The organism is Erwinia sp. 009765445, assembly GCF_058137865.1.
Map to the genome: position 1 here is coordinate 52,283 of NZ_JBYUWC010000003.1, position 15,625 is coordinate 67,907.

General features: G+C 57.0%; 11 protein-coding genes. 5 read left to right on the forward strand and 6 right to left on the reverse strand.

Features of this window, described 5'->3' with window-relative positions; translation table 11 throughout:
- Window positions 1-13: 13 nt before the first annotated feature.
- A complete protein-coding gene (gene hemL / locus AC3Y5R_RS03730; protein ID WP_489920206.1) occupies window positions 14-1,297 on the forward strand; it encodes a glutamate-1-semialdehyde 2,1-aminomutase in 1,284 nt (427 codons plus the stop codon).
- 132 nt (window positions 1,298-1,429) lie between these two features.
- Here hemL and fhuB read toward each other — a convergent pair whose 3' ends face one another.
- From fhuB to hrpB, 6 genes are all read right to left on the reverse strand, one after another.
- Complete coding sequence (gene fhuB, locus AC3Y5R_RS03735; RefSeq protein ID WP_489920207.1) at window positions 1,430-3,409, reverse strand: Fe(3+)-hydroxamate ABC transporter permease FhuB; 1,980 nt, start codon at window positions 3,407-3,409, stop codon at window positions 1,430-1,432.
- Window positions 3,406-4,287 (reverse strand): Fe(3+)-hydroxamate ABC transporter substrate-binding protein FhuD, encoded by an 882-nt coding sequence (gene fhuD, locus AC3Y5R_RS03740; protein ID WP_489920208.1) that lies wholly within the window; start codon window positions 4,285-4,287, stop codon window positions 3,406-3,408. Before fhuD ends, fhuB begins: the two co-directional genes overlap by 4 nt.
- A 15-nt stretch (window positions 4,288-4,302) precedes the next feature.
- Window positions 4,303-5,097 carry a Fe3+-hydroxamate ABC transporter ATP-binding protein FhuC gene (fhuC, locus tag AC3Y5R_RS03745; RefSeq protein ID WP_489920209.1) on the reverse strand — a complete coding sequence of 265 codons (795 nt, stop codon included), beginning with the start codon at window positions 5,095-5,097 and terminating at the stop codon, window positions 4,303-4,305.
- Between the two features lie 48 nt (window positions 5,098-5,145).
- Complete coding sequence (gene fhuA, locus AC3Y5R_RS03750; protein WP_489920210.1) at window positions 5,146-7,341, reverse strand: ferrichrome porin FhuA; 2,196 nt, start codon at window positions 7,339-7,341, stop codon at window positions 5,146-5,148.
- A 280-nt stretch (window positions 7,342-7,621) separates the two neighbouring features.
- The gene (mrcB, locus tag AC3Y5R_RS03755) at window positions 7,622-10,120 is read right to left on the reverse strand and encodes a bifunctional glycosyl transferase/transpeptidase (protein ID WP_489920211.1); all 2,499 of its coding nucleotides are present in this window, start codon (window positions 10,118-10,120) and stop codon (window positions 7,622-7,624) included.
- A 99-nt stretch (window positions 10,121-10,219) separates the two neighbouring features.
- Window positions 10,220-12,661: an ATP-dependent helicase HrpB gene (hrpB, locus tag AC3Y5R_RS03760; RefSeq protein WP_489920212.1), complete on the reverse strand. Its 2,442-nt coding sequence runs from the start codon at window positions 12,659-12,661 to the stop codon at window positions 10,220-10,222.
- A gap of 75 nt (window positions 12,662-12,736) precedes the next feature.
- Here hrpB and thpR point away from each other — a divergent pair, with 75 nt between their 5' ends.
- The 4 genes from thpR to gluQRS all read left to right on the forward strand — a co-directional run bounded on the left by thpR (window position 12,737) and on the right by gluQRS (window position 15,591).
- Window positions 12,737-13,270: an RNA 2',3'-cyclic phosphodiesterase gene (gene thpR / locus AC3Y5R_RS03765; protein WP_489920213.1), complete on the forward strand. Its 534-nt coding sequence runs from the start codon at window positions 12,737-12,739 to the stop codon at window positions 13,268-13,270.
- A gap of 2 nt (window positions 13,271-13,272) precedes the next feature.
- The gene (gene sfsA / locus AC3Y5R_RS03770) at window positions 13,273-13,977 is read left to right on the forward strand and encodes a DNA/RNA nuclease SfsA (protein ID WP_489920214.1); all 705 of its coding nucleotides are present in this window, start codon (window positions 13,273-13,275) and stop codon (window positions 13,975-13,977) included.
- 181 nt (window positions 13,978-14,158) lie between these two features.
- The gene (gene dksA, locus AC3Y5R_RS03775; protein WP_158781770.1) at window positions 14,159-14,614 is read left to right on the forward strand and encodes an RNA polymerase-binding protein DksA; all 456 of its coding nucleotides are present in this window, start codon (window positions 14,159-14,161) and stop codon (window positions 14,612-14,614) included.
- Between the two features lie 62 nt (window positions 14,615-14,676).
- Complete coding sequence (gluQRS, locus tag AC3Y5R_RS03780) at window positions 14,677-15,591, forward strand: tRNA glutamyl-Q(34) synthetase GluQRS (protein WP_489920381.1); 915 nt, start codon at window positions 14,677-14,679, stop codon at window positions 15,589-15,591.
- Window positions 15,592-15,625 lie beyond the last annotated feature (34 nt).

Here is a 15,625-nt window from a genome sequence, read left to right on the forward strand (position 1 = left end):
CAGGAGCGGAACCATGAGTAAGTCTGAAAATCTGTATGCTCAGGCGCAGCAATTAATTCCCGGTGGCGTGAACTCACCGGTGCGCGCCTTTACCGGCGTTGGCGGTGTGCCGCTCTTTATTGAACATGCTGACGGTGCTTATCTGTATGACGCCGACGGCAAAGCCTACGTGGATTACGTGGGTTCCTGGGGCCCAATGGTTCTGGGTCACAACCACCCGGCGATTCGCAACGCGGTGATTGAAGCAGCGGAGCGCGGCCTGAGTTTCGGTGCGCCAACCGAGATGGAAGTGAAAATGGCGCAGCTGGTGACCGAGCTGGTGCCAACCATGGATATGGTGCGCATGGTGAACTCCGGAACCGAAGCGACCATGAGCGCAATCCGCCTGGCGCGTGGTTTCACCCATCGTGACAAAATTATCAAGTTTGAAGGCTGCTACCACGGCCACGCTGACTGCCTGCTGGTGAAAGCCGGTTCTGGTGCCCTCACCCTCGGCCAGCCAAATTCACCGGGTGTTCCGGCAGATTTCGCCAAACATACCCTGACCTGCACCTATAACGATCTGGCTTCCGTGCGCGCCGCCTTTGAGCAATACCCGCATGAAATCGCCTGTATTATCGTTGAACCGGTTGCGGGCAACATGAACTGCATCCCGCCGCAGCCGGACTTCCTGCCGGGTCTGCGAGCACTTTGTGATGAGTTCGGCGCACTGTTTATCATCGACGAAGTGATGACCGGTTTCCGCGTTGCACTGGCTGGTGCGCAGGATTATTACGGCGTGGTGCCGGACCTGACCTGCCTGGGTAAAATCATCGGTGGTGGTATGCCGGTGGGCGCGTTTGGTGGCCGTCGTGAAGTGATGGAGGCGCTGGCACCGACCGGCCCGGTTTACCAGGCAGGTACCTTATCCGGTAACCCGATTGCCATGGCTGCCGGTTTTGCCTGTCTGAGCGAAATCGCCAAACCTGGCACCCATGCCACCCTGACGGAACTGACCACGCAGCTGGCGAACGGCCTGCTGGCCGCTGCGCAGGAGGAAGGCATAGCTCTGGTAGTGAACCACGTTGGCGGCATGTTCGGCGTGTTCTTTACCGATGCGCCGGAAGTGACCTGCTATGAGGACGTGACGAAGTGTGACGTTGAGCGCTTTAAGAAATTCTTCCATCTGATGCTGGAAGAAGGCGTGTATCTGGCCCCTTCCGCGTTTGAGGCAGGCTTTATGTCACTGGCGCACAGCCAGCAAGATATCCAGCGTACCATCGATGCGGCCCGCCGCTGCTTCGCGAAGCTACGCTAAAAACCAAATACAGTGCCTGCGCGGGGCATACAGGCCGCTCATATAGACGCAAAAAGCGCCGTCCATGGCAGCCCGACCCGCACCGTCTATGGTGCGGGACGTTTTACTCCCGGTTTCCCACGCAGGAAGAGCTCAAACCTTCCGAAGCAGATAAACAAAGTAAGGCGCGCCGATAAAGGTCGCCAGCAGCCCCGCCGGGATCTGTCCGGGGAACGCCACCATCCGGCCACACCAGTCGGCTACCGCCATCAATGCCCCACCCAACAGCGCTGCCATCACCAGTTGCGGTATCGCACGCCTGAAGCCAAGCATCCTCGCAATATGTGGTGCCATCAGACCGATAAAGCTCAGCGGACCAATGGTCAGGGTTGCCGCCGCTGTCAGCGCCGCCGCCAGCAGCAGCAATGCCATACGGGAAGACTTCAGCGCCAGCCCCAACGAGCGGGCCGTCTCACCCCCAAGCGGCAGCAGAGTCAGCCAGCGACGGCATAACGGTGTCAGCGCCAGCAGCACAGCAGCCACTATCACGGTACGCCATGCCTGAGCAGCATTCACGTTATAAGTAGAGCCTGAGATCCACGTCATCAGGGCGGCCATACGTGGATCGCCGCTCGCCAGCAATAGCAGCAACAGCGTGGCAAAAGCGGTACTCAGCGCCATCCCTGCCAGCAGCATGCGCTCCGGAGAGAAACCGCCGCGCCCGCCGACAAAGGTGATAATCAGCAACGTCACCGCCGCACCGAGACTACCCGCAGGCAGCAGCCAGCCAAAGGCGTCGCCCGGTACCAGGAACAGCATCACCACCACACCAAAAGCCGCACCTGAGCTGATCCCCAGCACTTCCGGGCTGGCCATCGGGTTACCTGTCAGCCGCTGGACAATACAGCCCGCCACGCCCAGCATCAGGCCCGTAACGACCGCCGCCACCAGTCGCGGCATCCGCCAAGGCAACAGCTGTTGCCACAACTCGCCGGTTGCCCACTGCCAGCCATGCGCATCGCGACCAAAACTCAGGGCAACCACGCTCAGCACCAGAAGTGTTACCACACCGATAATGCCCCACATCAGCACGTTATGGCGCTCCACAGGGACGTTATCGCCCTGATTCAGCGCTGGCATACCGGAGGAGGTCTTCAGACGCGGCAGCAGCCACAGCAGCAGCGGAGAACCAATGATTGCCGTCGCCATGCCGGTGGACACTTCCCGCCAGTTTTCCGTCAGCCAGATCACGCACTGATCGGCCAGCCACAGCAGCAGCATGCCGATCAGCGGGGCCAGCAATAACCGGCTGAGCAAGCGCCGTGCGCCGAGCATTTTCGCCAGCAGCGGCGCAAACAGGCCGATAAATCCGATGATCCCGACAGCGTTCACCAGCTGAGCACTGAGGATAATCGCCAGTGCCAGCACGCCTAAACGAGCCAGCGACAAAGCCAGTCCGAGGTTTTTTGCCACGCCATCATCCAGCCCCATCAGCGTCATCGGCCGTAACAGCATCAGCGACAGCACAAAGCCCACCAGCAGCTTGGGCCAGATAAAGCTGACGTTGCTCCAGTCCATCTGGTTCAGCGTGCCGGTGCCCCACAGGAACATGCTCTGCAGGCGGTCATGGTTAAACAGGCCAAGGATCTGATTGACCGCGCCGCAGTAGAGCGACATCACCAGCCCGGCGAGGATCAACGTTACCGGCGAGAGGCGCTTACCCCAGGCGATACCAAACACGATCAGGCCAACGAGGATCGCCCCGATCATCGCCGCCATCTGCTGGGTGAAAATACCCCCCGGCAGGCTCCACAACGTGGCGACTGTCAGGCCCAGCTGTGCGCCCGTCGCCACGCCCAGCGTGGTCGGCTCTGCCAGCGGATTGCGCAATACCTGCTGGAACAGCAGCCCAACCAGCCCCAGGCCAGCTCCAATCAGCAAAGAGAGCACCAGGCGCGGCATCAGGCTGTAGTGGAACACCATCTCCGTGACATTGTCCGGATTGGCGGCATTGATCGCACTCAGCCACTGCGCTGGCGGCAGTTGCTGGCTGAAGTTGTAAAAGGTCAGCCCGAGCGCCGCGACCAGCATCAGCGTTAACAGGACGATAGGGAAGCGGTGCGAAGTTCTCATGCTTCCCCCAACGCGGTGTCGAGCAGGTGGCAAAAACGCATCGCTGAAAGCGTCGCGCCATAGAACCAGACCTGCGGCACCCGGCGGAAGCGCTTCTCCCGGACAAAGGAGAGCGAGTTCCACAGCGGCGTGGAAGTCACCTGCTCTACCAGAGCATCGTCGCCGTGATCGAAGCAGATCGCATCCACATTCTTCATCGACGCCAGGCGCTCAATGCCAATCACCGCGCTGCCCCAGAAATTGGTTTCACCCTGCCAGGCATTTTCAATTCCCAGTTGATCCATCACTTCGAGGAACAGACTCCCCTTACCGAACACCAGCGTATGGCGGGGATCAAGGATCGACATCAGCAACAGAGGTCGTTTGGCGCGATGGCTGAGGCGCACCTTTGCCTGTGCCATCCAGGCATCAAAATCAGCCAGATGACGCTGAGCCTGGGGCACCACATCCAGACGTTCCGCCAGCTGCATCAGCGAGTTACGTGCATGAGTCAGCGGTTTGCCGTCGGCATTATTGGAGGCAAACCCCATGACTGGCGCAATGCGTTCAATCTTCTCTTTTGCCGGGCCATAGCCGGTTGAGTAAAGGATCAGCGAGGGTTTCATCTGGATCATCAGTTCCAGATTGGGTTCGGTCCGCAAGCCGACATCCACCGTGGTAGCAGGCAGCTTCGGCTCCCCCACCCACAGCTTGTACTGATATATTTCAGCGGTGCCCATCGGCATCACACCCAAGGCCATCAACAACTCGGTGGGGAACCACTCAATCGTAATGATGCGTGTGATATCAACGGACGGGGCAGCCTGAGCACGCAGTGCGGGCAGCATCGGAGAAAGAGCCATCGCCATCAGCAGGCGGCGGCGGAGATAATCGGGCATGAAAACACCAATCCGTCAGTAAACAAAACTCACCGGCGTACCGCCGTCAGGGTGAGGCAAAATCCCCATAGGGATGCCGTAAATCCGGTTCAGTACTTCAGGCTGCATAATCGCCTCAGCATCGCCCCGGGCAATCATACCGCCGCTGCGCAGCGCCACCAGCGTGTCGCAGTAACGGGCAGCCATATTGATATCATGCAGGACCGCAATCACCGTCAGGCCACGTTCGCGGCTCAGGCGCTGGATCAGGGCCAGCACTTCAACCTGATGGGCAATATCCAGCGCGGAAGTGGGTTCATCCAGCAGCAGGCAGCGGCTGTTTTGCGCCACCAGCATGGCGAGCCACGCCCGCTGACGCTCACCGCCGGAGAGACTGTCCACCAGGCGTTGAGCAAAAGGTTTTAAGCCAACCAGCGTGATGGCTTCTTCGACCCGCTCGCGATCTTCCACACCGAAACGACCCAGCGCGCCGTGCCATGGATAGCGTCCCATCGACACCAGCTCGCGTACCGTCATCCCTTCAGCAGGCGGAAGCTGCTGCGGCAGATAGGCAACTTCCCGGGCAAACAGTTTACCCGGGAATGAAGCCACCGGTTTGCCATTCAGCAACACCTGTCCACCGGACGCAGCATGATGCCTGCCCAGCATTTTCAGCAGGGTCGACTTGCCGGAGCCATTGTGACCTATCAGCCCACAGACTTTACCCGCAGGAAAAGTCAGGGACAACGGCTGCAGCAGGGTTCTGCCGGGAACGGTAAAGGTAGCCTGATCGAGCGAGAAGGTGGTTTCTGAGGCAAACGGAGGATGCATAGCTGTCTTCTGATTGGTGGGCGCGGCGAGCCGCGCCCGATTTAAAGATTAGAAACGGAATGTCGCAGTGCCAACGATCTGCCGCTCTGCGCCCCAATAGCAGTCATATTCGTGATAACAACTGGCAACGTATTCACGGTCAAGCAGGTTCTTAACGTTGATGCCGACAGATGAGCCTGGCAAACCGAAGCGTCCCAGATCGTATTTAACCAATGCGTCAACAGTGGTGTAACCCGCCACATCGAAGTTCTGATTTTTGTTAGCATCGCTCTTGAACTGATAGAGGCCTTTGCTTTCACCAACATAACGTAAGCCAGCGCCGATAGTCAGACCAGAGAGCGCTGTTTCGTGGAAAGTGTAGTCACTCCACAGCGAAGCCATATGTTTAGGAACCTGTACTGGCGTGCGATCTTTCAGATTGGTGTCATGAGTGTAAAGAGCATCGGTGTAAGTATAAGCCGCAGTCAGATTAATATTCTGAGTCAACGCCGCCTTGGCTTCCAGCTCAATGCCACGGGAGCGAATCTGTCCTGACTGCACATTAAAGTTACTGTTTGCAGGATCGCCAGTAAGGTTTTTGTCTTTCGTCAGTTGATAAACCGCTCCCGTGATCACAATTGGTCGATCTTTCGGAACGTATTTCACGCCCGCTTCATACTGTTTGGCTCGGGAGGGATCGAAGGGTTGGCCTTCAGCAGTGGTGCCCGACGTGGGAATAAAGGATTCACTGTAGCTGAAATAGGGCGCGACACCATTGTCGAAAACGTAGTTGAGCCCGCCACGCCAGGTGAAAGCCTGATCGTGATTCTTCACTTCAGAATCGGTACTGCGATTTAAAGCAGAGGTCATTGCATAGTCATATCGCCCGCCCAGCGTAAGTACCCAGCGATCCAGTTCTATTTGATCCTGAGTGTACAACCCGGTTTGCTGTTGTTTGTTCAGATAGCGATATGGAAAACCAGACCCCACCATCTCCGTATTACCATATTGCGGATTAAGGGCGCTCAGTGGCGCTGCGGAACCGAAGATGGCATTGATGTCATTGCGGGTGCGCTGATAATCAACGCCCATCAACAACGTATGTTCAATTTCGCCGGTAGAAAACTTCGCCTGTGCCTGAGTATCCACTGCAAACTGATTAAGTTCTTCTTCAGAATCAGCATAGCCACGGAGGATTTCGCTGGTCGCCTGATTGAAGCCATTACCATAAATAGTAAAGTAATCAGTGCGCAGGTCGGCATATCGCAGATTCTGACGCACGGTCCAGGTATCATTAAAGTTATGCTCGAAGCTGTAACCCACCATTTTGGTGTTGCGAGAGATCTTATTACTGTCGCCATCATCGAAGTTGGTTGGCAGTTTATGCTGCTGCCCGGCTGCATCCACAATAGGTACAACCGTTCCTTCACGAGGTAACCAACCGTAATAACCCGTTTGCGGCTCGTTCTGGAAGTAGCTCAGGAAGGTAAAAGTGGTGTTATCGTCTGGTCGCCAGCTAAATGAAGGCGCAACGGTATAGCGCTTCTCTTTATTACGCTCCTGCTGAGCGTCAGCGCTGCGCGCCTGTCCGGTCAGGCGATAAGAGTACACCCCGTTATCATCCAGTGCGCCGCCGAAATCAAACCCAGTGGAGAAAAGGTTATCAGTGCCCATCTGGAATTGGACTTCCTGCAGTGTTTCCAGAGTTGGGCGCTTGCTTACCAGAGAGACAACACCACCGGGGGAGCTTTTCCCATACAATACCGAAGCAGGTCCACGCAGCAGTTCTGCGCGCTCCAGGAAGTACGGATCGATGGCAAACTCAGAGTAGTTATCCCCCTGCAGCTTCAGACCATCAAGATACTGGTTAGTGTTGACGTCATTAAAGCCGCGGATTGAAACGGCATCGATAACATTTGAGCTACCACGGTTACTGTAAACCCCTGGCGTGTAATCAAAAGCCCCTTTAACAGAAGTGTTGTTATGCAGCGCCATCTCTTCACGAGTCACCACTGATACTGACTGCGGGGTTTTTTCTATTGGTGTATCTGTTTTTGTCCCGGTTGCAGAGTGTTTGGCCGCGATAGTCGGTGCCGGACCCCAGGCACTTTCCTGTGGCGCAGCAGCGGCATTAGCATTCACGGTAATAGTTTCTTCACCCGCAGCGAAAGTGGAGGAAGAAAGACCCATTGCAACAAGGATGGCCAGTCGGCGAATTGAGGTATTCACTGGCAAGGATAAACGGTTAAAAGACAAGGTAGCCATTTAGCTTTTCTCTGACTGAGATTGATTGAATGTAAACGTAAACGAGAATTATTATTATAACGATTGGATAATATGCGAATTGCGGGAAGCGCTCAAGAAAAAAACAGCCGTCTCAGCGCTGTTTGCTGGCCGAATAACCTGATGTAAATTGTGGGAAATAGGGAAGCAATGACCTTGTGACGCTGAAACGCATCTTTGTTGCTGTTATGTTCACTGCGGCCAGCAATCACGGGCGAAAAAAAGCCGGTTCATGATGAACCGGCTTTTATTGTGGGGTCAGTTACTTACCGAATATGTCCTTGATCCAACCGGCCACACCGTTACTGTCTTTCTGCTCATTTTGTTGCTGTTGCTGCATCTGCTGCTGTTGCTGAGCCTGCTGCTGCTGTTGCTGGCACAGCGCGCTGGCATCGGTGGTCCACACCGGCAGCGTTCTCCAACTGCTGCTGCCTGTTCCGCAGACAAAGTTACCGGCTGAATCAACGTTCATCGGGGCAATATCTTCCGGCGGCGTTGGCAGCAACGGCGTGGGTGCCTGGTTATCCAGATAGCGGCGGTAGATCTGCATCGCCCCGCTGGCACCATATAGTTTAGTCGGCTGGTTGTTGTCACGACCAATCCACGTGATCGCCACTTCTTTGCCATCCACACCGGCAAACCAGCTGTCGACCTGATTGTTGGTGGTCCCGGTTTTCGCCGCCAGATGCGCTTTCGGATAGCGCGCGCCCAGGGCATGAGCGGTCCCCTCTTCTGCCACCTGCTGCATATCATACAGGGTCAGATAAGCGGCCTGTGCCGGAACGGCACGCTCAGCCTGCGGGAAACTCTGATAAAGCACAGTGCCATCTTCAGCAATAACCGAACGCAGCGCGGAGAGCGGAGCGCGATTACCGCCGCTGGCGATGGTCTGGAACGCCTGAGCCACTTCGATCGGCGTCAGGTTAAGCGCCCCCAGCAGCATCGCCGGAACCGCCTGCAGCTGATCCTTCGGCACGCCCAGTTTGGTCCAGGTATCCACCACCTGCGGCAGTCCCAGCGTCATCCCCAGGTTAACCGTTGGCACGTTCATCGAGTGCGCCAGCGCATCAACCAGCATCACCTGGCCACTGAAGCGACGGTCGTCGTTCTGCGGTTTCCAGACCTGCCCGTTCGGCTGCTTCAGTGCAATCGGGTTATCGGCAATCCAGGTGTTCAGACGGAATTTATCCGGCTGGCTCAGGGCAGTCAGATAGGTCGCAGGCTTGGCCAGAGAACCAATCGAACGGCGGGCCTGCAGAGCACGGTTATACCCGGCGAACTGCGGATCCGCACCACCGACCATGGCACGCACTTCGCCACTGAAACGGTCAACGATCACCATGGCGGTTTCCAGATCGTTCAGGCCACGCTGCTTACGCAGCACCGGAACGCCATCCTCAACCGCTTTCTCTGCCGCATCCTGAGAGACCGGATCCAGCGTGGTGAAGATCTTCACCCCCGACAGATCTTTCACTTTGTCGCCCAGCTTCGCCTGCAGTTCGTTACGCACCATCTGCATAAACGCTGGCTGAGGAGTGATCACCCCACCTTTCGGCTGCACGCCGAGCGGACGGGCGCTGAGCATGTCATACAGCTCCTGGTCGATCACTTTCTGCTGCTGCAGCAGGCGCAGCACCAGGTTGCGACGTTCCAGCGCCAGTTTCGGATTACGCCATGGGTTATACAGCGAGGCCCCTTTCACCATACCCACCAACAGCGCCTGCTGATCGAGGCTCAGCTCGTCAACCGGACGGCCGAAGTAGTACAGGCTGGCCAGCGGGAAGCCGCGGATCTGATCGTTCCCCGCCTGCCCCAGATAGACTTCATTCAGATACAGCTCGAGAATGCGATCTTTACTGTAACGTGCATCCATGATCAACGCCATATAGGCTTCATTGGCTTTACGCCACAGCGAACGCTCGTTGGTCAGGAACAGGTTTTTGACCAGCTGCTGGGTCAGCGTACTGCCGCCCTGCACCGCACGACCGGCGGTGATATTGGCCAGGAAAGCACGGCCAATCGAATAGAGGCTGATGCCGTCATGCTGATAGAAGTGACGGTCTTCGGTCGCCACCAGCGTGTCCACCAGCAGATCCGGAAAGCCCGCGCGCGGCACGAACAGGCGCTGTTCGCCGTTTGGCGACTGCAGCATAGTGATCAACCGGGGATCGAGGCGGAAGAAGCCGAAGTCGCGCCCGCTGTCGAGGTTTTTAATCTCGTTCAGCGAGTCATTACTGAAGCTCAGCCGTGCGCGGATCTGCCCTTCTTTGCTGTCCGGAAAGTCAAACGGACGGCGGATCATCTCGATGCTGTTAGCCTGCACGGTAAATTCGCCGGGGCGCGTCATGCGGCTCACCTGACGATACTGCGTGCCTTCCAGCAGAGCGATCATCTCTTTTTTGTTGTAGGACATGCCCGGCTCAAGGTTGACCATGCGGCCGTAAACCGTCGCAGGCAGTTGCCAGACTTTGCCATCAATACGACTGCGGATTTGTGAATCGAGGTAAACCCCGTACACGGCCATCAGCACAATAAAGACCAGCAGCAGCTTTATAAATAAGCCCAGGCCTCTTTTCTTGCGCGGTGGACGCCCTTTTCCTTTACGTGGCACCGACTCTACCTCCTCGTTATCGTGGTCTTCATCCTGAAAATCATCATATTCATCGTGTTCATCATCCCTGCGGCGACCCCTGCCCGCCACCTTGCGCGGAGGTTTGGGCTGTTTACCTTTACGCCCAATAGGTTCGCGATCGTCTGACATTCGTTTCTTTTCTCCAGCGAGCGCCGCTCAGGGACCGCTACTTTGTACTTAGATCAACCACTTCGGAACGGGAACCTTCCGAAATCAAAGCCCACCGGTTCAGGAGGGCGCAGAATATTTTTTGGTACGGCGCGTTGGCAGCGCACTGCCCGGATCGTCTGGCCAGGCATGTTTGGGATAGCGTCCTTTCATCTCTTTCTGCACTTCACGGTACGCACCCTGCCAGAACGCCGCCAGGTCGCGGGTGATCTGCAAAGGGCGCTGTGCGGGTGACAGCAGCTCCAGCACCAGGGCGACACGCCCGCCGGCCACGCAGGGATTTTGTGCTTCGCCAAACATTTCCTGCAGGCGAACCGCCAGCGCGGGCGGCTTCTCTTCATCATAACGGATTGGAAGCCGGCTTCCGGTGGGCACAGTGTAATGAGTTGGCAGCAGACTATCCAGTTGCTGACGCCCGGACCATGTGAGCAATTGTAATAAAGCACTGGTAGTGTCAATTTGCTTCAGCCCCTTTGCGTCACGCACGCCGCTCATGGCGGGCAGAAGCCACTTTTCCAGACTGGCTAGCAGGTCAGTCTCGCGGGCTGCGGGCCAGTTTTGTTCCGGCAGCCACTGCGCGGCGCAGACCATTCTCAGCCGTAATTGCTCGGTTTGTGGCGTCCAGTTCAGGACCGATAATCCTTTGAGTCGGATCCAGCGCAACATCGCCTGATGAAGCTCATCCTCATCCGGTTTGCTCAGCGGCTGTGACTTCAGCACCAGCTCGCCAATCTGCTCACGGCGCCAGGCTTTAAGCGTGCCACGCTCGTCATCCCACTCCACTTCCGTGCGTTGCTCAACCAGCGCAGGCCGCTGTTTCGTCAGCACTTCAATCTCCAGCGGCATCGCCTGCAGAATGCGGGCATCCGGCTGGGAACTGCCCTGCAGCAAACCTGGTGCCAGCAACCATTCGTAACGGGTCAGCGCTTCATCGCTATCGAGCATGGCTCCCATGCCGTTTGCCAGCTGGTAACGTCCTTCTGCGCCACGACGGCGGGCAATGCGATCCGGAAAAGCCCCCGCCAACAGTGGGGCAATCAGATCGCTGTCTGCGTTGCCCTCAGGCACTTTCAGGCGTTTTTGCAGCTGCTTTGCCCGCTTCAGCCAGTCAGGCTGCCTACGATGGAAACTGTCCCTCAAATCAACATTGCCACGCGCAGGTTCTTCCAGCATCGCTACCAGCAGCGTTGCTGTAGTCACCTTATCGCTGTCGTTTCCGGCCTCAATCATCATGGCAGAGAAACGTGGTTCACTGCCCAGCGCCGCCATGCTCCTCCCTTTGCTGGTGAGCTTGCCCGCCGCATCTGTCGCGCCCAGCTGCTTCAACAGTTGCTGTGCCTGACGGATATTACTGGCGGGCGGCAAATCCAGCCACGTTAACTGGGCCACGTCGTGGCAGCCCCACTGCAGTAAGTCCAGCCACAGTGCCGCAAGATCGCTGTTGAGGATTTCCGCATTGGCATGACCTGCCGCTCGCTCTGCCTGCTCCCGGGCAATAAGATGCAGACAAAGGCCGGGTTCCAGACGTCCCGCACGTCCGGCGCGCTGCGTCATGGACGCCTGACTGACGCGCTGGGTTTGCAACCGGGTCAGTCCGGTGCGCGTATCAAACAGCGCCACACGCTCCAGCGCACCGTCCACCACCAGCCGGATGCCCTCAATGGTCAGGCTGGTTTCGGCGATATTGGTCGCCAGCACCACCTTACGGCGTCCGGCAGCGGCGGGCAGGATCGCTTTACGCTGCTCAGCCAGCGGCAAAGCGCCGTATAAAGGGCAAAGGTCGATATCATTAGCGATCAGTGAGCTAAGGTGAGACTGCACGCGCTGGATCTCCCCCACACCGGGCAGGAACAGCAGCAGCGAGCCGCTCTCTTCGCGCAGCAGCTGGCTGACCTCACGGGCTACCGCTTCATCAAATCGCAGGTTAGCAGGCAGTGAAGCGTAACGGCGTTCAACAGGGAAAGAGCGTCCTTCAGAGCAGATCATCGGGGCATCAGGCAGCAGCGCCTGTAAGCGTTGGTTATCGAGGGTGGCCGACATCAGCAGAATTTTCAGATCATCACGCAGTCCCTGCTGCACATCCAGCAGCAGCGCGAGCGCCAGATCCGCCTGCAGGCTGCGCTCGTGGAATTCATCAAGTATCACCAGCGACACGCCGTCCAGCATCGGATCCTGCTGCAGCATGCGGGTCAGGATCCCTTCGGTCACCACCTCCAGACGGGTATTTGGGCCGCTGCGGCTCTCCGATCGCATCCGGTAGCCGATGGTTTCACCCGGTTGTTCACCCAGCTGTTCCGCCAGCCGCTGTGCCACGTTTCGTGCGGCCAGACGACGTGGCTCCAGCAGCAAAATACGCCCGCTGAACGCCGCCTGCTTCAGGATCTGCAGCGGCAGCCAGGTCGATTTCCCTGCGCCGGTAGGTGCCGCCAGCAGCACCTGAGGAGACTCCCGCAGGGCTGTCAGCAGGTCGGATAAAACGGCGCTGACCGGTAATGAACTCACTTATGCTCCATAACGTCATGGTCTGAATTTGCCGGGCATTGTACCATTCCCGCTTCTGGAATACCGGAGAGCACCATGAGTGAGCAAAAAAGGCTGTTTTTTGGCCTCAGTCTGCCAGAAGAGAGCAGGCAGAGCTTAATAAGATGGCGTGCCGACACCTTTCCCGCAGAGGCAGGCCGCCCGGTGGCAGCTAATAATCTGCACCTGACACTGGCCTTTCTCGGTGAAATCAGCAAAAAAAAGAGCGAGGCGCTGAAGCAGCTGGCCGGAAGAATTAAGCAGCCCGGCTTCACGCTTACCCTGGATGATGCGGGCCACTGGCCACGCTCCGGCGTGGTCTGGCTGGGGCCAAAACAGTCGCCCCGTGGGCTGCTGCAACTGGCGGAGATTCTTCGTTCTCAGGCTTCCCGCAGCGGCTGTTACCAGAGCCCGATGCCCTTTCATCCGCATGTCACATTACTGCGTAACGCACTTAAGCCAGTCACGTTACCGCCGCGCAATTTTCGCTGGCAGTTTCACGTTGAGCGCTTTGCGCTGTTCGAGTCCGTTTTTGCCAGAGGACGCACGCAGTATAAAGAGCTGGCGTACTGGGAACTGAAGCAGGAATAAGTATGATTTATGATCCACCGCTGCGGCCAGCCACGCTGATTTTGCGCTACAAACGTTTCCTGGCCGACGTGATAACACCCGAGGGTGAAAAGCTGACTCTTCACTGCGCCAATACCGGCGCGATGACCGGGTGCGCCACGCCGGGTGACACGGTCTGGTACTCAACGTCGGACAGCGTGACAAGGAAATACCCACACAGCTGGGAGCTTACTGAAACGCAGCAGGATCACTGGATTTGTGTGAATACCTTACGGGCCAACGGCTTAGTGAAAGAGGCGCTGGCAAACCAGGCTATTCCAGAATTATCCGGTTACTCCACCCTGCGCTCTGAGGTGAAATACGGCGCGGAAAAGAGTCGCATTGATTTTCTGTTACAGGCAGATGACCGGGCGAACTGCTATATTGAAGTCAAATCCGTGACGCTTTTACACCTTGGAAAAGGGTATTTTCCGGATGCGGTAACCGTGCGCGGCCAGAAGCATCTCCGTGAACTGGCGAAGATTGCTGAAAATGGTGAACGCGCGGTTCTGTTTTTTGCCGTTCTGCACTCGGGGATTGAGGACGTCACCCCGGCGCGTCATATCGACGCTCGTTATGCAGAACTACTGGCACAGGCGCAACAGAGCGGGGTTGAAGTGCTTTGTTATAAAGCACAATTATCACCTGAAGGACTCTCATTAAAAAAGGCACTGGTTGTGGAGTTGTAAAGTGTGGCGCAATTTGCTGTTATAAGAATGGTCTTACAGTTGCGCCAAATACGCTTTTACTCACAGGCTTGTCAAGGGATGTTCAGGAATAATTGCCAACCTTGATCGCTTCTGCTATTTATAGCGACCTGTTTTTATCCCCTGTGGGGATCGATAGTGCGTGTTATCCAGGAGAAACAACATGCAAGAAGGGCAAAACCGTAAAACCTCGTCCCTGAGTATTCTCGCCATCGCTGGGGTGGAGCCTTACCAGGAGAAGCCGGGCGAAGAGTACATGAATGAAGCCCAGCTGGAGCATTTCAAGAAGATTCTGGAAGCCTGGCGTAACCAGCTTCGTGATGAAGTTGATCGCACAGTTTCCCATATGCAGGATGAAGCCGCCAACTTCCCCGATCCGGTAGACCGGGCTGCACAGGAAGAAGAATTCAGTCTTGAATTGCGTAACCGTGACCGCGAGCGCAAGCTGATCAAAAAGATCGAAAAGACGCTGAAGAAAGTGGAAGACGACGATTTCGGCTACTGTGAATCCTGTGGCGTTGAAATCGGTATCCGTCGCCTTGAAGCACGTCCTACCGCCGATCTTTGCATCGACTGTAAAACGCTGGCGGAAATTCGCGAAAAACAAATGGCCGGTTAATGGCTAATGGATTGTGCAGTGAGGCTGGTAGATTACCCGCTTCACTGCCTGTCTTCACCACCATGTCACCTTCTTATATCGGGCGTTTTGCCCCCTCTCCCTCAGGCGTTTTGCATTTTGGCTCCCTGATCGCTGCCCTTGGCAGTTACCTGCAGGCGCGCGCGCAGCAAGGCCAGTGGCTGGTTCGCATCGAAGATATCGATCCCCCCCGTGAAGTGCCCGGTGCCGCAAAGCGCATTCTTCTGCAGCTGGAACAGTATGGCCTGCACTGGGACGGCGAAGTGCTCTGGCAGTCGCAGCGCCATGATGCCTACCGCGAGGCGCTGGCCGGGTTACAGCAGCATAATCACAGCTATTTTTGCACCTGCACCCGCAGCCGTATTCAGAAGATCGGCGGGGTTTATGATGGGCACTGCCGCACACGTAATTGTGGCCCGGATAATGCTGCATTACGTCTGCGGGTTGATGTCCCTGTCGCTCACTTCCACGACAACCTGCGGGGTGAAGTAGTTGCGGATACGCGGCTGGCGCAGGAAGATTTTATTATTCATCGCCGGGACGGGCTGTTCGCCTACAATCTTGCGGTGGTAGTGGATGACCATTATCAGGGCGTGACTGAAGTGGTTCGTGGGGCGGATTTGATCGAGCCCACGGTCAGGCAGATCGCCCTTTATCAGCAATTTGGCTGGCCGGTCCCCGGTTATCTGCACCTGCCGCTGGCAATCAACGCCGACGGTAACAAGCTGTCGAAGCAGAATCATGCACCAGCTTTACCGGAGGGGGACCCGCGCCCTGTGCTGGTGCAGGCCCTGCAGTTTCTGGGTCAGCCGGTCACTCCCGGCTGGCAGGATCTGCCGTTGTCGATATTATTACAGCAGGCAGCCATGCAGTGGGATGTGGCTACAATCCCCCGCCAGGACGCCCTTTACCGGAATGCCCTCCCTCAGGGATCTCCACGCTCTTACCTGAAAGAGTAAGGGGATGAGAGATGAGCATTCTCAAACGGGCCGC